Source organism: uncultured Methanobrevibacter sp., from assembly GCF_900314695.1.
Lineage (GTDB): Archaea > Methanobacteriota > Methanobacteria > Methanobacteriales > Methanobacteriaceae > Methanocatella.
The window spans coordinates 1-20727 of record NZ_OMWD01000028.1; the positions used below are offsets into that span (position 1 = coordinate 1).

23 protein-coding genes are annotated in these 20727 nt (G+C 36.1%); 12 read left to right on the top strand and 11 right to left on the bottom strand.

Annotated features, from left to right (window positions below; all coding sequences use genetic code 11):
- Positions 1-169 precede the first annotated feature (169 nt).
- From QZN45_RS09140 to QZN45_RS09170, 7 genes are all read left to right on the top strand, one after another.
- Positions 170-337 carry a hypothetical protein gene (locus QZN45_RS09140; protein WP_292606600.1) on the top strand — a complete coding sequence of 56 codons (168 nt, stop codon included), beginning with the start codon at positions 170-172 and terminating at the stop codon, positions 335-337.
- Positions 338-349: 12 nt separating this feature from the next.
- Entirely contained in the window at positions 350-631 is a 282-nt protein-coding gene (locus QZN45_RS09145; protein WP_292881084.1) for a hypothetical protein, read from the top strand.
- Between the two features lie 2 nt (positions 632-633).
- Entirely contained in the window at positions 634-867 is a 234-nt protein-coding gene (locus QZN45_RS09150; protein WP_292881081.1) for a hypothetical protein, read from the top strand.
- A 193-nt stretch (positions 868-1060) separates the two neighbouring features.
- Positions 1061-1435 carry a 30S ribosomal protein S8e gene (locus tag QZN45_RS09155; protein ID WP_292881078.1) on the top strand — a complete coding sequence of 125 codons (375 nt, stop codon included), beginning with the start codon at positions 1061-1063 and terminating at the stop codon, positions 1433-1435.
- A 106-nt stretch (positions 1436-1541) separates the two neighbouring features.
- Positions 1542-2561, top strand: a complete 1020-nt coding sequence (hypE, locus tag QZN45_RS09160) for a hydrogenase expression/formation protein HypE (RefSeq protein ID WP_292606992.1) — start codon at positions 1542-1544, stop codon at positions 2559-2561.
- 11 nt (positions 2562-2572) lie between these two features.
- Complete coding sequence (locus QZN45_RS09165; RefSeq protein ID WP_292606991.1) at positions 2573-2980, top strand: RDD family protein; 408 nt, start codon at positions 2573-2575, stop codon at positions 2978-2980.
- 32 nt (positions 2981-3012) lie between these two features.
- Positions 3013-3651 (top strand): hypothetical protein, encoded by a 639-nt coding sequence (locus tag QZN45_RS09170; protein ID WP_296812556.1) that lies wholly within the window; start codon positions 3013-3015, stop codon positions 3649-3651.
- A gap of 1 nt (position 3652) precedes the next feature.
- Here QZN45_RS09170 and QZN45_RS09175 read toward each other — a convergent pair whose 3' ends face one another.
- Both QZN45_RS09175 and cas4 read right to left on the bottom strand, forming a co-directional pair.
- Complete coding sequence (locus QZN45_RS09175; protein WP_292606986.1) at positions 3653-4120, bottom strand: thermonuclease family protein; 468 nt, start codon at positions 4118-4120, stop codon at positions 3653-3655.
- A gap of 2 nt (positions 4121-4122) precedes the next feature.
- Positions 4123-4815: a CRISPR-associated protein Cas4 gene (gene cas4, locus QZN45_RS09180; RefSeq protein ID WP_292606984.1), complete on the bottom strand. Its 693-nt coding sequence runs from the start codon at positions 4813-4815 to the stop codon at positions 4123-4125.
- An 85-nt stretch (positions 4816-4900) separates the two neighbouring features.
- On the opposite strand from cas4, the gene QZN45_RS09185 reads away from it, so the two are divergent.
- Positions 4901-5761: a radical SAM protein gene (locus QZN45_RS09185; RefSeq protein ID WP_292606981.1), complete on the top strand. Its 861-nt coding sequence runs from the start codon at positions 4901-4903 to the stop codon at positions 5759-5761.
- 28 nt (positions 5762-5789) lie between these two features.
- Complete coding sequence (locus QZN45_RS09190; RefSeq protein ID WP_292606978.1) at positions 5790-7070, top strand: DEAD/DEAH box helicase; 1281 nt, start codon at positions 5790-5792, stop codon at positions 7068-7070.
- Here QZN45_RS09190 and QZN45_RS09195 read toward each other — a convergent pair whose 3' ends face one another.
- From QZN45_RS09195 to QZN45_RS09220, 6 genes are read right to left on the bottom strand one after another with little or no spacing between them, the layout of a single operon-like run.
- Positions 7071-7874 carry a winged helix-turn-helix transcriptional regulator gene (locus QZN45_RS09195; protein WP_292606976.1) on the bottom strand — a complete coding sequence of 268 codons (804 nt, stop codon included), beginning with the start codon at positions 7872-7874 and terminating at the stop codon, positions 7071-7073.
- A gap of 58 nt (positions 7875-7932) precedes the next feature.
- Positions 7933-9339: a single-stranded-DNA-specific exonuclease RecJ gene (gene recJ / locus QZN45_RS09200; protein WP_296812559.1), complete on the bottom strand. Its 1407-nt coding sequence runs from the start codon at positions 9337-9339 to the stop codon at positions 7933-7935.
- 5 nt (positions 9340-9344) lie between these two features.
- Entirely contained in the window at positions 9345-9614 is a 270-nt protein-coding gene (locus QZN45_RS09205; RefSeq protein WP_292606971.1) for a signal recognition particle subunit SRP19/SEC65 family protein, read from the bottom strand.
- 8 nt (positions 9615-9622) lie between these two features.
- A complete protein-coding gene (glf, locus tag QZN45_RS09210) occupies positions 9623-10717 on the bottom strand; it encodes a UDP-galactopyranose mutase (protein WP_296812561.1) in 1095 nt (364 codons plus the stop codon).
- 4 nt (positions 10718-10721) lie between these two features.
- On the bottom strand, positions 10722-11825 hold the full coding sequence (locus tag QZN45_RS09215) for a glycosyltransferase (RefSeq protein ID WP_296812562.1): 1104 nt from the start codon (positions 11823-11825) through the stop codon (positions 10722-10724).
- Entirely contained in the window at positions 11818-12588 is a 771-nt protein-coding gene (locus tag QZN45_RS09220; protein ID WP_296812564.1) for a uroporphyrinogen-III synthase, read from the bottom strand. Before QZN45_RS09220 ends, QZN45_RS09215 begins: the two co-directional genes overlap by 8 nt.
- Before the next feature lie 318 nt (positions 12589-12906).
- On the opposite strand from QZN45_RS09220, the gene QZN45_RS09225 reads away from it, so the two are divergent.
- The 3 genes from QZN45_RS09225 to QZN45_RS09235 all read left to right on the top strand — a co-directional run bounded on the left by QZN45_RS09225 (position 12907) and on the right by QZN45_RS09235 (position 14627).
- On the top strand, positions 12907-13269 hold the full coding sequence (locus QZN45_RS09225; protein ID WP_296812566.1) for a DUF2283 domain-containing protein: 363 nt from the start codon (positions 12907-12909) through the stop codon (positions 13267-13269).
- 385 nt (positions 13270-13654) lie between these two features.
- Entirely contained in the window at positions 13655-14119 is a 465-nt protein-coding gene (locus QZN45_RS09230; RefSeq protein WP_296812567.1) for a flavodoxin, read from the top strand.
- A complete protein-coding gene (locus tag QZN45_RS09235; protein ID WP_296812569.1) occupies positions 14112-14627 on the top strand; it encodes a flavodoxin family protein in 516 nt (171 codons plus the stop codon). Before QZN45_RS09230 ends, QZN45_RS09235 begins: the two co-directional genes overlap by 8 nt.
- A gap of 32 nt (positions 14628-14659) precedes the next feature.
- Here QZN45_RS09235 and QZN45_RS09240 read toward each other — a convergent pair whose 3' ends face one another.
- From QZN45_RS09240 to QZN45_RS09250, 3 genes are all read right to left on the bottom strand, one after another.
- Entirely contained in the window at positions 14660-16246 is a 1587-nt protein-coding gene (locus tag QZN45_RS09240) for a hypothetical protein (protein ID WP_296812570.1), read from the bottom strand.
- A 43-nt stretch (positions 16247-16289) separates the two neighbouring features.
- Positions 16290-19811 carry a DEAD/DEAH box helicase gene (locus QZN45_RS09245; RefSeq protein ID WP_296812572.1) on the bottom strand — a complete coding sequence of 1174 codons (3522 nt, stop codon included), beginning with the start codon at positions 19809-19811 and terminating at the stop codon, positions 16290-16292.
- A 125-nt stretch (positions 19812-19936) separates the two neighbouring features.
- A complete protein-coding gene (locus tag QZN45_RS09250; protein ID WP_296812574.1) occupies positions 19937-20704 on the bottom strand; it encodes a hypothetical protein in 768 nt (255 codons plus the stop codon).
- Positions 20705-20727 lie beyond the last annotated feature (23 nt).

A 20727-nucleotide genomic window follows, 5' to 3' on the forward strand; every position in this document is an offset into this window, starting at 1 on the left:
CAGATAAAGGAATTTTAAAAAGATTCAATCTAAAACTAAAGTATTGGGATGAGGACAATGCGATTTACTAAAAATCACTTAAGTTATTGAAAGTGCCTTTCGAATTTCTAAGTTAACGTTTAAATATGAGTTTGTTTAAAATTATAATAATTATTGTTGAGGTATTTTGATGGTTGCAATAAATTTTTGTCCTTCATGCGGCAGTGAACTGACTCAAGGAAGTTTCGTATGCCCTGAATGTAATATAGATGTGGAAGAATTATTTGCAAAAGGCTATTTATTGGCCAGCAATATCCAAAATAATTCTATAGAATTATTTGAAGGAAATATAGATTGATGGAGTGATAATATGCGTGATGAAAAAGTCAATATTCAACCTGGAGATGAAATTGTTATTGTGGTTCCTGAAGGTACTGATGAAGATGAAATCGTAATAGATTTGGATGAATTGGGAATTGATGTTGAAAACCTTGAAGGAGATGTCAATATTGTCATTCAAGTTGAAGGTGAAGGTTCAGACGATGATGAACTCTTTTTGGAAGATGATGAAATGGATGAACCTAACGAATGGCGTTTTGATGATGATCCTTATGATGTAGTCTATTATGAGTTTGTCAATGATGAGGATTAAAAATGAAGGAAGTCCCATACTACATTTTGGATGATGATGGAAATTCCCACTCAATATCTTCCAAGGAAGCTTATATTGATGATGGTGATTTGAGGGAATTGCTGATTGATTTTTTAGGAGATTCCGTTTCCGAAGAAGAAATTCAAAAAATACTGGATGCGGCTTCGGATAAAAATCTCAGTGAAGAAGATTTTGACAGATTGCTTGATAATTTTATTTCAAACAATAAAAAATAAAATTCCTCCTTTTTTAACAAAAAATAAAACATTTATATATAATGAAAAAGTAATATTTTATTATCATTATTCTTTAGGGCTCTTTATTGCTCTCATAATTGAACTGTTATTTTTTCTTGCTTTACAGTTTTAATTGAAAGGGTCTTATTGACGCGATTATTAATTAATATATTATATTTATTTAGGTGAAATAATGGCAATTTCTCAAGGAAAATCAACTAGAAGTCCATCTGGTGCAAGAAATGTTGCAAACCGTGGAAAAAGAAAATCAGAATTAGGAAGAGATCCTGCTGAAACTAGATTAGATGAAAAAAAATTAAGAAAAATCAGAACCCGTGGTGGAAACGAAAAACTCAGATTAGCTACAGGTAATAAAATCAATGTTACCGACGCTAACGGAAAAACCCAAGTAGTAGATATTCTTGGAGTAATAGAAAACACCGCAAACCCTAACTACGTAAGAAGGAACATCATTACCAAAGGTGCTATTGTAGAAACCACTGAAGGTAATGCTAAAGTAACATCCAGACCTGGTCAAGACGGTGTTATTAACGGAATTTTAATTTAAATATTTCATATTTAAATTCTCTTTTTTTTTAACTTTTTAACTAATAATTATATACTTGTTTTTACAGATATTATTTCATTAAATATTATTTATTTTAGGAGATAAAATGTCAGATGATAAAATTAATATGAATCATGGTGCTGGTGGAGAAGTAATGGCTAACTTAATAGCTAGCACAGTCTTGGATAATATCACTAAAAAGAGTGTAAATGGTGGTATTAGCTTAGATGATTTGGATGATGGTGCATCTATCCCATTAGGCGATTATGAGATTGTCGTCACAACTGATGGTCATACTATCGATCCATTATTCTTCCCTGGCGGGGATATCGGTAGAATTTCAGCGGCAGGAACTATCAATGATGTTTCTGTAATGGGTGCTCGTCCATTAGCTATTTCTAATGCAATAATCATGCAAGAAGGATTTCCAATTGAAGATTTGGACAAGATAATGAAGTCCTTAAATGAGACTTGCAGTGAGGTTGATGTTGCAGTAATTACTGGAGACACTAAAGTAATGCCACAAGATAAGCTTGATGGAATTGTAATGGTGACTACAGGTATTGGAATAGCTAAAAAAGGTGAAGTGATTCGTGATTCAACTTTGGAAGTTGGAGACAAAATTATTGTTACAGGTAGCTTAGGCGACCATGGAATGAGTTTGATGTCTTTCAGAGAAGGTTTCGGTTTTGAAACTGACTTAAAATCTGATGTTGCTCCAATGTGGAATATTATTAATAAAGCTTTAGAAATTGGAGGAGTTACAGCAATGAAAGATCCTACTCGCGGTGGTTTTGCTAATGCTATTAATGAAATGGCTTCAAAAGCGGATGTTGGTGTTGTTTTAGAGCAAGATTCAATCCCAATAAAAGAAGAAGTTCATGCTGTATCCGAAATGTTGGGTATTGATCCATTTGAAGTAGCCAATGAAGGAAAAGTGGTCATGGGCGTTAAGGCCGACAAGGCTGATGCAGTCCTTGAAGCTATTAAGGGTGAAAAATATGGTGAAAATGCTGCAATAATTGGTGAAGTAGTTGAAGGAGATTATGTAATTGTTAATACTCCTATTGGCGGTGAAAGAATTCTCGAAGCACCAATAGCAGATCCAGTTCCAAGAGTGTGTTGAGGTGTGTTTAAATGGCAAGTGTATTTACAAGAAGAGTAATTGCATATATTCTTGATTTTTTTGTTGTTTCCGCATTCATGTGGATTGTGTCATATTTGTGTTATTTCTTAATGAATCCATATGAAACATTTGCAGTTTATCAGTTTTTCCCAATAGTGTTGCCTATTTTGATATTGGTATACTTCATAGTGCTTGAAAAGTCCAAAGGCGCTACTGTGGGTAAAGCTTTAATGTATTTGGAAGTCAGATCAAGAAACGGTGCAAGGATAAATTGGGCTCAGGCTATTGTTCGTAATTTATCTAAAATTTATTGGATTCCAGTTATTTTCGATTGGCTTATCGGTAAATTATTAGGTGCAGGAAATAATAGGTTCCTTGGAAGCGTTACAAAAACTGTTGTGATTGATGAGCTTAGATAAGCCCTCTATTTTATTTTTTTTAATTTGATAAGATGATTAGGAAAATCCAAGTTTTATGGTATCTAAATAAAGAAGATTTGGAAAATTACTGCATTGATTTTAAGGAATACAAGTCACATAAGCTTGAAGGATATGAAATCTGTGATGTAGATGAAGATTTAATCTATGATTTGTGTGATATTGATTCGGAAAGGCTGGAACCTATCGGATTTTTTAAAAATAAAAAAGAAATTGAAAATCATGTTTCTGATTTTATAACAAATAATGAATTCGAATTGAGCCTTGATTCTCCGGAGCTCAAATCCAAAATTGACAACGCTATTGAGTCTATTGAGTTTAGCGGTGAAGATTATTATATTTCCATTGGTGATGGAATAGGCTGTGATGGCAATAGGATTGTCAGCTGGTTTGATTCACTTAAAAAAGAATACAAGATATTAACCCGTGAAAAATTGTGGGTGTTGGCGGTGACCGGTTATGACCCTTATGATTTGTCATTGACAGGTAAAACATTATCATATGTTCTTGCAGATATCTTAAATATAAATGAATCTTCTCTAGACAATTTGATTCCAAAAAAGGGTCGCATCACTTCTGAAGAATGGAATGAAATTTTAGATAATGTTTATAATAAAAATAAAATATATTTGGGTTTGAATAGAGTTGTTTAACTCATATTTCACCCTTTTTAAATTCACTTGGCTCGAAATATGATATTTCAGCCAGCTTATTTTCAATCAGTGCTTTGTTTATGTCTTCTGAGTCTGTATATACGATGGCTAGTGTTCGTTCATATTTGTCTTTAGGCTGTGCATTGTCTATATCAAGATATACTGTTTTTCCAAGACATTTGTCTTCAACAAATTTCTTTGCATCGCTGAATCCAGATTCATTTTTTTGAGGGGTCTTCACCTGGGACAGTTGAACTTTTCCCACGCCGTAGACCTGTATTGTGTTGCCGTCTATTACTTCAACGCATTTTCCTGCATTTTCGTAGTTTATGGTCTTGTTTTCAATAGTCAGTGTTCCTGTTTTGTTCTCGATTGTATGTGTGTCGTTCATTAGCGAATTAGCTATTGTCAGTGAAATGCCTAAAATGAATATGATTAAAAATATCACTGAGAGTTTTTGCTTGTTCATGGCTATCCTTTTTTGTAGTGTTCACAATACCTTTTGTATCTGCAGGATCTGCATTTGTTTGGATTTTTGGTTGGAATGAATGGTTTTGAGCTATCCAATAATCCTTGCATCCTATTTATTGTAAATTCAATTTCCTTTTCAATTTCAGGAGTAAAAATTTCAATCCAGAATAGGTTGTTTGTCCCACGTTCTCTTAAAGCTCCCTTTATCATCCTTGAATCGTTTGTCATATCCTTGAATGCCAGGCAGTATGCCCTTACTTGATTCATTGTTGATTGGTATGGTGTTCTGCCAGGTTTGTCATCAATTATTACAATTTCTTCTGGTGTCATCCAGATTTCATCAATGTATCCTCTTATTCCGTAGCTTGGTGAAATTACAAAGCATTCTCTTGACATGCTTGCTTCGCTTTTGGATGTTTCAACAACCTCTTCAAATGTTGCAGGTGTTGCATCCTGCTTGAATATGTTTTCAAGCTGGTTGTGAATTTCGCTTCCATGTGTCATTGCACTTGTAGGTGCAGTTTCTATTCCTTTCATGTATTCGAGATATATCTGGTATTCACAATATCCTTGCTGGTTGAGCCAACTAATCGGGAAATTGTTTTTTCCTTCAATTATTTGAACTCCTTTTATATCAGGATGCTTTTTAATTTCATATTCTTTTCCATATCCTGTAATGTTTTTCTGTTGCATAATTTTATTTTATGTTTCTTTATACTTATTACTTTACAGCCGCTCTCGGGCATGCTTTAAATATTTCCCTGTTCAAAATATTTTTATGCACTACGTTTCGTCAAAAAGCATTCTTTCAAAAAATAATGGAATGAACCTCTATAGGGGATGCACTCATGGATGTATATACTGCGATTCCAGAAGTGAGGTATATGGCATGGATCATAAGTTTGAGGACATTGAAGTAAAGAAAAACTCCATAGAATTGCTTAAAAAGGAATTGATTAAAAGGCCAAGGGCTATGATTGGAACCGGAGCAATGACTGACCCATATGTTCCATTGGAAAAGCATTTAAGATATCTCAGGCAGTCACTTGAACTGATTTACAAATATGGATTCGGTTTTACCTGCATTACAAAATCAGATTTGCTTTTAAGGGATTTGGATTTGCTTAAAAAGATTAATTCCAAATCAAAAGTTGTTATTCAAATGACATTGACAACTTCCGATGATGAATTGTGCTCTGTTCTGGAGCCAAATGTCTGCAATACTTCAAGACGAATTGAAGTGCTTGATATTTTAAATGAAGAAGGAATTCCAACCGTTGTTTGGCTGTGTCCAATTCTGCCATATATCAACGATAATGAAGAAAACATTAATTCTCTTTTGGATTCATGTATTGCAACCAATGTAAAGGGAATCCTGTGCTTTGGAATGGGATTGACATTAAGGAAAGGCAACCGAGAATATTTCTATAAAAAGCTGGATGAGAATTTTCCGGGTCTTAAGGAGAGATATGTCAGGGAATATGGAAACAGCTATTCGATTCCATCTCCTGAAAGCGATAAATTAATGAGGTTATTTGAAAGGAAAACCTCCAAAAACAATATTTTAAACACTCCAGATGAAATATTTGAGTACCTGCATGATTTTCCTCAAAAGTCCTACCAGACTAAGCTAATTTAAATAACTGTTTTTTTAAATATTAATAATGATGAAATTTAATGATTTGGATATTTTGGATGAAATTAAAAAAGCAGTTAGTGAAATGGGTTTTAAAAACACAACTCCCATTCAAAAAGAGGCAATTCCTCTTGGATTAAAAGGCAGAGACATTACCGCTCAGGCACAAACTGGAAGCGGAAAAACGCTTGCTTATTCTATTCCAATTCTTCAAAAGATTTTCATTGCCGATAAATCTCCTCAGGCCATCATATTGTGCCCAACAAGGGAATTGTGCATTCAAGTGGCTGGTGAAATTGAAAAACTTGCGAAATACATTAAAAAATTTAAAGTTCTTGCCGTTTATGGAGGCCAGCCAATTGGAAAACAAACAAGGGTTCTTAAAAAAGGTGTCCATGTTGTTGTTGGAACTCCTGGACGTGTAATTGACCATATTCAAAGAGGCAATCTTGAATTGATTGGCGTTGAAAGTGTTGTTTTGGATGAAGCGGATGAAATGCTTGACATGGGTTTTAGAGAGGATATTGAAACAATTTTAAAGGATACTCCTCGCCAAAGGCAGACTTTGCTATTTTCCGCTACAATACCTCAGGAAATTAAAAAAATTGCTAAAAATTATCAGAAAAATCCAAAATTCATCAAAATCAAATCCAATAAGAAAACAACTCCAAAAATCACCCAATATTCATTCAGAACTAATCCCAAATATAAATTCAAGGATTTGTGCAGGTTATTGGAGGCTTATGATGTCAAATCTGCATTGATTTTCTGCAATACTAAAAAAGGCGTTGATTTCGTATTTAAAAATTTAAAAAAGAATGATTATTCATCTGATGCATTGCATGGGGATATGACACAAAAGTTAAGGGATAAGGTAATGAACAGGTTCAGAAATGGAAATGTCAATTATCTGGTTGCAACGGATGTGGCTGCAAGGGGATTGGATATCTCCAATCTGGATGTCATTGTCAATTATGATGTTCCTCAAAATTTTGATGATTATATTCACAGAATCGGAAGAACTGCCAGGGCTGGAAATGCAGGTTTTGCATTTACTTTAGTCACTTCCAGAGATTCATTCTTATTTGAAAATATCAAAAGCAAAAGCAATGTAAAAATAATTGAAAAAGATTTGCCGACTGATAAAGAAATGAATGCATTAAAAAATCAGATAATTCTTGATAAGGTTAAAAACTCAATTAAAAACGATAATTTGGAGGATTATCTAAAAGCAATAAAAAATAATTCCACAAAGGATTTTACAGTAGATGAAATGGCTGCTGGTCTATTAAAAATGATGAGGGAAAATTAGTTATTTCCCGCCATCTATAATATTAAATTTGATTTTTTCATTTTCAAGTTCACGGATAAATGCCTTGCTCATATCCCCAACACATATTGCAATAACATTCAATCCTTTACGGGCCGCATTGGCAGTTGCTTGAGGGGCTGCAAATTCGATGTCGATTGGTATATCGAGCTTATTTGCAACAGCACGTGCAACAGTACCTGCAACAGCGATTTTATCGATTTCATGTCCGCTGTTTGTTCCATTTTGATAAATGTTTTTTATCAATTCCAAATCACATGACTTTGAACCGCCATCTTTTATTGTAGGAACATTGATAACAGTAACTTCCCCAACACTCATGTCAATGATTCCAGTAAGATTGGATAGTGATACGTCGCTATTTGCTTCAGCATCATCTAAAACCATGCCTGTTGCATTTTCCTCTTTTTTATGAGCATAAAGAACTCCATCTTCCATATACAATCCGACAATGTCATCCTTTTTCAAATCTTCAGTTGCTATTGCCGGCCATATGGTTTTGTAATGGTTCATAGTTTCTAAAACGGAATCAGTATACTTTCTTAAACTGATGGCATCTCTTTTAACTTTATCAATACCTGCCTGAGTTATTTTATAAGGAGATCTGCCATCTTTGGAAGTGATATAACCTAATTCCATCAATGTTTTGATATTTTCGGAAACCGCTTGTATTGTAATTCCCAAACTTTTAGCCAAATCTTTTTGTTTGAGGTGAGGATCTTGTTTAGATATTTCACTTAAAATTTGAAAATGTGTAAGTGCACCTCTTTTTTTAAATGCTTTCATATTTTTTCATCTCTCTAATTTAATATGATATATTTATTTATTTTGTTATTAGTATATATTAGTTTGTTAATTTTCCTTCCAATTCCTGATTGAATAGTTCTATGAATTCATCTTTTTTGTCGATTGGAATGTATGCACCGCATGCCATTGCATGTCCTCCTCCACTGCCTCCAACTTCGCTGGAAATCTTGCGAATTATATGTCCAAAATGAATTCCATCATAGGATAAGAGTCTGGAGCATCTAAGTGAAATCTTAAGACCTTCTTCATCGGTTTGTGCAAATCCTATTACTGGCTTTTTCCAATTGCAGTATCCCAAAATCATTCCTGCAACAGTCCCGACTATTTCTGGCTTGATTCCTGTTCCATCAAAATACTGGAGGTTTTCCAGTTCTATAATATTGGCTTCATCACTTTCAGCAATCTGTGTAATGGATGTTGCCAGATTGTAACGGTGGGTTTTGCTTATGGCTTCAAGTTCATCAAGAGCTTCAATTCTATCTCCCTTTAAAACTTCCATGGCTACCTTTTCTTCATGGTTTCTTCCGCAGGCGTTCATTGCTGTTGAAAATTCGGAACCGTCTCTCAAGAAGCTGTCCTCATCTTCTTTTAAAAAGGTATATGAATCTCCAATAATCAGTTGAGGTATATATTTGACATATCTTCCAGGAACAACCTTGGAAATCATTTCAAGAAGTTTTTGGAACAGCTTGACCTTCTCATCCATAGTAAGTTCATTTAAGGTTTTTCTGTTGTGCTTTTCATCTATTCCCAATTCTTCCAGTATCGCCATGGTTTCAGTCGTATTGTTGGTAATCGGAAGCTTGACGTCACTGAAATATGAAAGTGCAACGAATAGCGGCCGTGTATTTCTTCCGTAAATGTTGATGTCGTTTTCGGTCAGCTGAAGATATCCCCCGTCAATTGCATCCTGTTGAATGATTCTATTTAAACCTTCAAAATGACCTGTTTTTGTATTCTGCATATCTCCAATGGCTGAAAGAACACCAATCCAACTCAAGTCATCATATCCGAATTCCTTTGCAAGAAAATAGCATAATCCTCCGCCGCAGACATAGTATGACCCATCAATTCCGTGATGAATTGGATTGATTTCAAGGTAAGTGTAGTCTTTGTTGTCTTTATAGTCGGGGTCTCTTAATGGGGGGTGGTGGTCCAGGATAATTATCTTCTGGCCTTCACGTGCTTTCGTATCAATTCTTTGGCCTGAACCCAAATCGGAAAATATTGTGAGTTCATGGTCCAGGTCACTGTCGTCTAGGACATCCAGATTAACGAATTCGATGTCATGTTCCTTGTTTTGCCTATCTAGGATGGTTGATAATATAGCGCCTGAACAGATTCCGTCACAGTCAATGTGTGAGTATATCTTGATGTCTTCGGAGCTTTCAATAATCTCTTTGGCTTTTTGGTATTGTTCAGACATTTGTTGTGGTATTTCCATAGTAATCAATTTCTTATTTCTTTAATCTTTAAACTAATTTCACGAATGAGGTCTAATTTTGTTCCTTCCCATTCCACCAGTACTCTTCCGGATTTTTCATACCATTTTCCAGGATATGAAAATTCTTTTTGTACATTATACTTTAAATTAAGTCTTTTCAATGCGGTTTCAATGTCCTTAACTGTCGGTTCGCTAATGCAGTCGTTTTTTGCAATTTTGCGGCCTTCAGAAAGGCTTAAGTTTTTATCCATATATTGTGGCCATACAGTAATCATATTTTCACCTATTTAATTTGATTTTCAAAGATGTCCAATGCTTCTCGGACAACCAGATCCATATTGTAATATTTGTATTTGGCTAGTCTTCCCGCAAATATTACGTTTTCTTCTTTTTCCATTTCAGCTTCATATAACTTGAACTTGTCGAGATATTCCTGTGTCGGGTAAGGGTAGCATTTCTCACCGTTGAATCCGGGATATTCTCTCATGATTGCAGTTTTTCCTTCCACATCCTGCCAGGTCAATTTCTTGAACTCGGTAATTCTTGTAAAGTAAGGGTCATTTGGATAATTGACTACGGCAACTTTCTGGAATGAATCTTCATCCAAAATTTCATAAACAAAGTTCAAACATCTGTATAACAATTCTCCGTATTTGTAATCGTAAAAGTAATCAATCGGACCTGTATATATTAGGGTTTCATAGTTTATCTTGTCGATGTAATCCTTATAATCTGATTTGAGACCTATGTGGATATTGTCGCTTTTTGCCATATTTTCACACATTTTGGTGAAACCCTCTTTCGGCATTCCCTGATAGGTATCTGTAAAGTATCTGTCGTCATGATTGAACCTGAATGGGATTCTTGAAATGACACTTGAGCTTAAGTTGGCGGCTGATGTTCCCCATTGCTTTTCTGTGTAGTTTTTAAATAATTTTTCGTAAATGTCACGGCCGGCATTCTTTAAAACCACGTCTTCGGAAGATTTCACTTCATCAATATCCTCCTTGTGCTCGTCAATCCATTGGTGCATGGAGTCTTCATCCAAATCAAGGTCATATAGGGCATTCAGTGTATCGATGCAAATAGGCATAGGCACGAGTTTCCCGTCAACGCAGCTTAAAACCCTGTGGACATAATCGTTCCATTCTGTAAATTGTGAAAGGTAATCGTGAACTTTCTTTTCGTTTGTATGGTAGATGTGAGGTCCGTACTTTTGGATTAAGATGCCGTTGTCATAAAAGTCATATACGTTTCCGCCTATGTGGTCTCTCTTTTCAATGACGAGGACTTTTTCATCCAGTTCATTGGCTATTCTTTCGGCTATTGTCAGGCCTGAAAGACCTGCGCCGACAATTACATATTTATAATCTGCCATCATTTCACTCCTTTGAAATCTGTATTCTTGACTCAATGGCAGTTGTCATTGAGCCCAATAGCATTCTGGTTTTAAAATCGGTTTTATGAATCTTTCTAAGTCTGTTTACCTTTTTCAATAATAATCTATTCTCTTCTTTTGTAAATGGTGAATTTTTCCATGTGTGCATCCAGTGAAGCAGGTGCGGATTGATGGAAACGTTCTGAACATCCTTTGAAAATCCTTCGGTACGTTTTCTGCAGTAGATGTAGGATTCCATCAGCTCATCAAGAAGCCTTACATTGACGGTATTGGTAATTGATTTGTCATCCGGCAAATCGCGAATATAATAATCATAGGAGATGAAGTTGTTTAGATATACGATTCCCTTTGAGTTTAAAAGGGCTTCCAGGGTAAATGCAAGGTCATCTCCTGAAACGAACTTCTTGAAGCGGATATTATTGTCCATTATCAGTTCCCTTCTGTAGATTTTACACCATACTGAAGGCTGCATTTTCAATAAGTCAGGCTCCTCTTCAATATTGTCAACATGGATTATGTCGATTGGCTTGTCTCTTGGATAGGTCACCTCCAGGTTTTTCCCGTAAAGGACCCTTTCAACAACGTTGTCCCATATTACGTCAGGAATATCCAAAAAGTTTGCAGACTCAAAGGTTTCGTCGGGATATGCCTTTTCAAGCTCATCCTCATAAGGGGAGTAGGATTTCTGGACATATCCTCCGTATTCGAATATTCTTCTGAATCTTGCAAATGCCATGTCGACATCGTATTTTTTGATTGTATTGTATAATGTCTCGCATGCATCCGGAGTGTATCTGTCGTCGGGATCTAAAAACATGATATAGTCACCGGTGGCCGCTTCGATACCTGTGTTACGGGGGGTATGGGCGCCGCCGCTGTTGGTTTCATGATGGATTGCAACACAGCAATCGTATTTTTCAGCATATTCATCGATTACCTTATCTGATCCGTCTGTAGAGCAATCGTTAACCATGATTATTTCCAGATTTTCATTTCCAATTGTTTGGTTTATAAGAGAGTCGATTCCACCTCTAAGATGGTCTCCAACATTAAATATTGGTAGGATAATGCTTATCTTATCATTCATTTTCTTCCCTCCATGTCTTGAATAATAATTCCATCATGTCTGGAACTGTGTAAGTGTCAGGGTAAATGTAGGCAATATTATATTTTTCAAGGACTTTTGCAGTAATTGGGCCAATGCAGACAACTAACAGGTTGTCATTTAAAAGCTGTGCAAGCTTTTCTTTATCCTCTGCTATCTGGAAGAAATTTTCAACAGTCAGAGGACTTGTAAAAGTGATTGCATCGATTTCCTTATTTTCAATTTTTCGTATCAGTTCCTGCACTGCATTTTCATCCATCGGGAACAGTGATTTGTATGCTTCAGCTAGAATCACTTCATTTCCAAGTTTCTCAAGTTCCTGTGGAAGAACTGGCCTTGCAGAGGCTGTTCTTGGAATGCCTATGGTTTTTCCGGTGATTTCACGTTTTTTGAACTCTTCAATCAGGCCTTCTGCTGTAAAATCATTTGGCATCAAGTCAACAGTCAGTCCATTTTTTTCGGCTAACTTTCCTGTTTTATTTCCAATTACAGCTAATTTGCAGTTTAAAGTCTGAATAAAATCAGGATAGAATTTATTCAGTGAAACGATAGTTGTTGGAGATGTAAAAATAATCCAATCAAGTTCATCCTTTCTGGCTACCAGATTTTTTAGAGATTCTGTGTTGACAGGCTCCAAATCAAGTGTAGGTGCAAGAATTGCACTTCCACCTAGCTTTTCTACAATCTCACAAGCCTTTTTTGCCCTATCTTTTGGCCTTGTTATTGCAACAACAGGTTTTGACATTTTATATTACCTTCATTAATTTATAATGTTTTATATTTTGTTTTTATTTGTTAATAATGTTTGTTAATTTGATTTATTTTTAAAATTGATTTGATATTATAAAATTGCTTTGATTTTATTAAATTGATTTTATATTAGTTAATTTAAGTTATAAATATGAAAAAATATATATTTATTGAAATATAAACTATAATTTGCCTTTTAAGAAATTTTGAGGCGATTGATGGATTAGGATATTAATTATTTGATTGAAGTTTTAAATAAAATTATATCTATTATTGCTGTAATTCCTAAAGACAATCAAAGGAGGAATCATTAATGGAATCTAAATTGAATTATGTATATGATTATGAATATGATTTAATGGATATTACTGTTGATGAATCTTTTGGATATGACAAATCAATAGATATAACTAATGGGATTATATTGGATTTGGATGTAAATGGTTTTCCTGCAGCATTAGAAATAATTAGTGCTTCAAAAATATTGGAGATTGATAAACAAAATCTTATCTCTCCTAATATTGATTTGGCCATTATTATTAGTGATGATTTAATTTGTATTGAATTGAAATTTACTTATTTTGTTTCTAAACACGAACAAGATGTCTGTTTTAAGCAAAATCTTGCTAATAATTATGGGATTCCTGCAATGGAGACATTTTTTTCTACTACTTGATTTTTTTTAAAATTATTTAACTTATTTATTAAAAAATCCAAACTGTGCTTTCCTTTGCCATCATAGATTGTTAGACCATTAACAGTTTAATTGCTAACAAAATATAGTAACTTGCTAAAAAGAAGTAAGGATTGGCAAGTACTATATTTTCAACTGCTATATTTAACTCTTGAATTATGCTCTCATTTTCAATCTAACCCAGTTTTTCAAATGCTTGATGTTAATGTCAATGTCGGGTAATATATTTCAATCAAATTTTTTTAACATCCATTTGATTAAAGCTATTTGTCATTTAATTGACACAAATATTTTACCATAAATAGTAATTGTTGCATATGTAAACAATTATATAATATAATTATCTTATTTTTAACTAGGTGATAAGATGAGCAATGTATTGATAACATATTTCTCAGCAAGTGGGGTAACAAAAAGCGTAGCAGAAAGGATAGCAGATGAAAACGGCTATGACATTTTTGAAATAACTCCTGTGGAAAAGTATACTGCAGCGGATTTGGACTATATGGATAAAAACTCAAGGTCAACCATTGAAATGAACGATAAAAGTTTCAGACCTCCAATTGCCGAAACCTGTGACGTTTCAGGCTATGACATTGTAGCTATCGGTTTTCCCGTATGGTGGTATACCGCACCGACAATCATCAACACATTCATAGAAAGCGTTGATTTAAAAGGAAAGACAATTAAGGTTTTCTGCACCTCTGGTGGATCCGGCGTTGACAAATGCGTAAGCGACCTTCAGAATGCATATCCTGAGCTTGACTTTTCAAAAGGTATGAGATTCATGGGAAATGTCTCCAAAGCAAAAGAGTGGATTGAAGATGACTAAAAAGGTAGTAATCATAAGTTCATCTCCCAGAAAAGGCCAAAATTCAGATACGTTGTGTGATGAATTTTTAAGGGGCGCTCAGGATGCAGGCCATGAAGCGGTCAAGTATTTTCTTGAAGACATCGAGTTTTCATCATGCAAGGCATGCTACAAATGCAAGACTCCCGAAATGAAATGCTTTCAGGATGATGGCATGGCAAAAATCCTTGATGACATGATGGATGCTGATGTGATAGTCTATGCGACTCCAGTATATTACTTTGAGATGTGCGGAACACTTAAAATGTTTTTCGACAGGTGCTATCCGATATTCAGGCATCTTGAAAACAAGGATTTCTATATAATTCTGGCTGCAGGAAGCAGTTGCGGCGATGCACTGACAGGACTTAAAAGTTTCATAGGATTTGCCAAAAATCCAACAATAAAAGAAGTGTTTGAAGTCTTTGGAAATGTAAAATCACAAGAAGATACTTTGAAAAAAGTATATGATGCAGGTTTAAACTGCTAAAAAATAAAAATTAGGAAAGAAATCAATCTTTCCTATCCTTTAAATGGGTTTGAACTGTCATAGGTCTTGCCGTTGACGGTTAGCTTGTAGTTTCTGTAGTCAATTTTCCCGGATACTGCTAGAGAAGATAGTGAACTGTCACCGGTCAGTGTCCAGGTTGATCCGTCAGCAACATTGATGGTGGTGTTTCCGGTTGAGTTGACGGCACCTTTAAATTCGGTATTTTTCATGGTCCAGTTGAGGGAACTGATATTATCTACAATAACGTTTCCGTCTATTTTTTCACTGTCTGTGTTTAACTCAGCATTTCCGCCGTTGGAACCTGTAGTTCCCCATTGGTTTTGGCTTGAAACTTCTAGAAATGTTCCGCTTCCAAAGCTGAATTCGGTATTCTTCAAATCGATTACGCATGCTGTGTTGGTTACATGAAACATCGGAGCCTCTTTATAGACTGATGATTCCTGCGGAATTGTTAGTTTTGAGTCTTTTGCTGTGAAATGTGATGTTCCAACATCAGCGTCACCGCTCATACTTTGATATATGAATATTCCACCCAAATCAACATAAGCGTCACCATCTTTTCTGTTACCTTCACTGTAGCCTGACAAATCGGAATTTGTAACCTCAATGGAATTTTTACCTTCGATACATGCAATTTGAGATACGTAGGATGTTCCTTTGGTATTGTCAACGGTAATGTTTCCGGTTGAATAAATTAAAGGTGATCCTCTGCCGCTGGTTTTGCTGACGCCTGTATTGATTTCAGAGTTTTTGACGTGCACTTCACCTTCACCCCTGTCGGTTGCAAGAGCAGCGCAGCTTTGACCGTCGGTATTGATGATAACGTTTTCGGCATTGATTTTGCCTTTGTAGGTTGCATCAAGACCTCTTGACTTGTCGGAGTGTGTTGTGATTTTAACGTTTTTAATGGTGGCTTCAGTATTTCCGCTCACGTCACTTGCACCGGATGGGTCTCCGCCACTGTTTCCAGGAGCCTGTCCGCCTTCACCGGATGGCATTTCAGGAGGCTGTCCTCCGGCACCGCCTTGTGAATTATTGCCACCATTTCCGGTTGCTTCTGGAGGCTGTCCTCCAGCACCTCCCTGGGATGAATTTCCTCCGGCTGCTTCAGGAGGTTGTGAGCCTTCAGAAGACCCTCCCTGTGAAGAGCTGCTGGTGGAAGCTTCGGAATTGGTTACAAAAATACCGTTTGAACCTTTTGAATTTGTATTTATTTCAACATTTGAAATGTCCAATGTTGCGTTGGTGTTGACCAGAATAGCGGAGTTGACACCGTAGAAGTCAGCATCATCTCCTGAAGTCGCAGTATCACCAGTTTTATTGATCAATGAATCTTTTATGGTTAATTTACCATTATTTGTTACTAAAATAGAATTCAAATCACTTGAACTGGCAGAAACCAATCCTTTTTCCTTTGAATCTTCACTATCATTTACTACAATATTTCCCATGTCTTTAAGTGCATTTGCATCGATATTGACAGAATTTCCTACTTGTGATGAAGTATTGTTTGAAAGTGCAAATGCCCCTACAATAATAATCACGACTGCAATTGTTGCAATCAATAGTTTTCTGTTCATAAGAGTAATAACTCGCATGTTGTATTTAAAAATTTGGATAATATTTAGACAATGTCGTTACCTATTTTCTTAATTTCAGCATGTTTTTTAAATCGTTGGTGTTCATCTCGGTAATGAATGTCTCTCCGTTTCCTACGGTCAATTGGGCCAGTTCCTCTTTATCATGAATCATTTCGTTGATTTTTTCTTCAAATGTGCCTTTGGTGATGAATCTGTAAACCATTACATTTTCCTTTTGTCCGATTCTGTATGCCCTGTCTGTTGCCTGGTTTTCAACTGCCGGATTCCACCACAAATCATAATGGATTACATTTTGAGCGGCAGTCAGGTTAAGTCCGGTTCCTCCGGCCTTTAGGGAAATGATGAAAATCCTGTTTTGAGGGTTATTCTGGAATTTCTTAATCTGTTCGTCTCTTTTCGAACGGCTTAGGGATCCATGCAGGAACAGCACTTCCTCACTGAACTTGTCTTCAACCAGTTTTTTAATAATCTCGCCCATTTTAACGTATTGGGTAAAAATAAGGACTTTTTCATTGGCTTGAAGGATATTTTCCAATGTGTACATCAAGACTTCCGTTTTCCCGGATTCGCCGATGTCTTGCGTACTGTTTTTTGTAAACTGTGAAGGATGATTGCAGATTTGCTTTAATGAATTTATCAATTTAAGAACCAGTCCTCTTCTTTTAATTCCTTCATTTTCCTCTACTTCCGCCATTGACGAGTCAAGGGTTTCCTTGTAAAGCGCAACCTGCTCTTTGGTTAAATTGCAGTAGATGTCATTGACGATTTTATTGGGCAAATCCTTGATGATGTTCTTGTCGCTTTTAAGACGCCTTAGGATAAATGGCTGTGTGATTTGCCTGAAGTTGTTTAAAGTGTCCTGGTTTTTCTCCTTTTCAATCGGGACAATGTAATTCTGCCTGAACTTCTTGAGGCTTGTCAGATATCCTTTGTTTGTAAAGTCAAAAATGCTCCAGTATTCGGATAACCTGTTTTCAACGGGGGTACCGGACATTGCAATTTTATGCTTTGCCTTTATTGACTTGACCGCTTTTGTCTGTTTTGTTCCTGGATTTTTGATGTTTTGTGCTTCATCGATAATGCATAGGAACCATTTATGCCTTTTGAACTTTGCAAGGTCGCTTCTTAGGACTCCATATGATGTCAGATAAACGTCATATTTCTTCTTGGTGAATCTTCTGTGTGTCCCGTGGAAAATGTATGAGGTCAAATCCGGCGTGAATTTTCTGATTTCCTCCTGCCAATTTGTAAGCAGGCTTGTCGGGGCAATGACCAATACATGTTCCTTTTCAAGGTAACCTTCCTGCTTTAAGTATTGGATGGCCGTTAAAACCTGCAGGGTTTTTCCAAGACCCATGTCGTCGGCCAGTATGCTTCCAAACCCTGTCCTGATGTTTTGAACAAGCCAGGAAAATCCTCTTTTCTGATAGTCCCTCAGCTTGGCGGTAATGTTTTGTGGAACATTGATGTCATCGAATTGTGTGATGCTTTCTATAAGCTCGTCAAAGTCCCCATCTACTTCAACATCACCTTCCATTATCTCTCCGCTCAGCACGGCTTTTGTAATGTCATGGCGATTCAGCTTTTCAGGCAGCCTGTCAATCTGCTTTATCAGGGATTTCACATCCCTTTCATCAAGCATTACGAATTCATTGGCAATCTTGACAAGGCCTTTTGATTTTTCGGCAAGTCTTTTGAATTCTTCAGGCGAACAGCTCGTATTTCCGATTGCAACTTTCCAGTTGAAGCCTGTAAGGTCATTGAACGTAATGTATGACTGCTCGTTTTGTGAAGTGATGTCCAGTTTGAGCTTTGGTTTGAAGATTTTCTGCAGGCTTTTTGGCAGAATAATTTTAAGTCCCATTACTTCAAACAACGGCAAAGTATTCAAAAAGAAATTCGTGAAGTCATCTAAATTCAGCTTGAGATTTTCATTTAAGCTGAGGGTGTCGTTGAATTTCGGATAGATTTCATTGATGATGTATGTGTCCTTAAGAAGATTTGTCTTTAACAGCGGGTCATTGGTTTTTCCGATTGCATCATAAATGTTTTCCATCTCGTCATTGACGCAGATGTCCACATCAAATCCCCTGGCGGTCTCTTCAACAAGAAGATACAAGTCATAATCCCTTGAACTGATTTGAAACCTGCTTAGCCATTGGCTGATTGCTTCAGGGGTTGTTGGGGATTTCTTGAACTTTTGCGGCTTTATAAAAAATAATCTGAAGACATCTTCCCCGTAATTTTTCTTGATTGCCTGTGACGTGCCCTGACTCAGGTATTTTTCGAAAAATCCCTTCACAAACAGGCTGGCCGCCGTGATGATCTGGTCTTTTCTTGAGATTTTGGAGTTTTTAAAGGTAATTAATTCATCAGGACATTGTGCAGTTAGGGAATCAATGATTTTGGAGATTTCCCTATCGAATATTGCTGGAATCCATCTGATGTGATATGCTTTGCTGGATTTGAAGAGTTCCGGAATAAGAGCATGCTTTTTAATCAGCTCCCGACTGAACTGATAGACCATATTCATGAATCTGATGTCCTTGTTGAATTTGGTGATGTTGCTTTCGCCAAGTTCTGTGAAAAATCCAAAAAGCAAAGCTTCATCGGTGATGGGACAGGTCCTGTCTGTTGTGATTTTGGAAATTTCATAGTTGTTGTTGATGTTTAGCTTGAACTCCTCCCATTGATTAGGCATGCCCCAGCGCTTAAGAAATATTTCCTCCAGCCAATCGACATATTCATCTTCACTGCCTTTAAAGTTATCATAGTCAAAATCAACTTTGACATACCATTCATAGGTTCCCCATCCTTGGCGAGTGTAATTTTCGCAGCGTTTTTTACTGAATCTGGCCATGGATTTGTAGATATTGTCTAAAATGCTTTTAAAATCCTTTGAGTAAAAGACAGGATTTTCATCCAGAAGCTGAAAAATCTGTGCGTGTAGGTCTGGGATTTTTGAAAAGTCAAGCTGTGAATCCTCTGGGGTGTCTGAGTTTTCAAAAAGCTCTGAAATATCCTTGACGCTTGTTGGTTCAATTTCCAGGTTTAGGGAGTCAAGCAAATCAAGGCCTCTAAGCTTAAAAATAAGAAATGGATCTTTGTCAATTTCCAATGCAATCATATAAACCAATCCTGCAATGTGCTTGCAGATTGTAGCATAATCTGGGCAGTTGCAGTCAGTGTTCAAATCCTTGTGTGAAGTCGGAAAAACGTTGACTTTATGGCTTTTCAAAAGGTCATAGACTTCACGGGGAAGCTTGCGGTTTAAAAGGGCAGACATTACTGTGGGATTTTCATAGATTGCTTTGATTATGGTGTTTTTTTCACTCTGGCTGAACTGCTTGAACTCAACGCTGACATTATAGAAGCTCTGATAATTTCCCTTGACTTTGGCCAGGGCAAGATTGTCGTTGATTATGATGTCATAAACACGGCCTGTGTTTGCATAGGTTTTTCCACGGCCGATGCGGTTGGTGTAATCCACTCCCTTAAGGGCATCCAGCCATTTTTCTCCCCACCATGTTTTTGTGATTGGTCTTGAAGCCATTTCAATCATCATATTTAAGGTTAATTTAATAATATTCTGTTTTTGTAATTATAAATAGTTTTTCTTTGCTTTAAAGTCAATATTGTGGAGTAAGAACAATTTTACATGATTTGGAAGTGAATGCAATCGTTTCATTATAATACTATGCCATTAATTATGCTCATATTTCTTTCAACATATGCTCTTTCAGCATTGCTGAATTCACCGTTTTCAAGTATAAAATAAATATATTCCCTGTAATAGTATGCTATTTCATACCATGCATCATCATCCCAATAAATCTGGTCGTTGAATAAGTTCATTATATCATTCAGCAGCCTGTAGGCTAATCTGTATTCCTTTTGCTCAATTAGAGTGTATATGTCTTTTTTGATGAACTTCTTAAGGGGAGTTCTCATATTGTGGAGTTTATAGTATCCAAATTCCTTTCCTCCATTTCTTAAAATCCTTTTAAACTTTCTTTCATAGGCTTTAGAATCAATCATGGATTCTGTGCTGAATTGCTTGATGAAGTTGTATTTGAGTTTAGGGTCTTTTTTGAATTCTTTTTTTAGGAATTTCTTAAGTTTTGACTCGGATATTACCTTCAAATCTGCGCTGATGTCAATGTCTGCAATTTTTTCATGTTCATTGTCATCTGCGAAGTCTTCCAAGATTTCGGGAAATTCTTCTAAAAAATACAGCACTCCAGCCTCATGTGCGCAGGATGATTTTTTGGAACAGCTGCAGGACATGTCGAATAGTAAGTTGTCCTGCAAAACAAGTTCAACATTGAACTCATTTTTTGATTTGATACTTGCTTTGAAAGTGTAGCCATCATAGCTAATATTTTCAACATTGTTTTTGTATTTAAGTCCTTGTTTTAATGTTTTTTCATTGAAATTGTTTTTCCAACAGTTCATGTTTACCTCCTGGATGTGGGCGT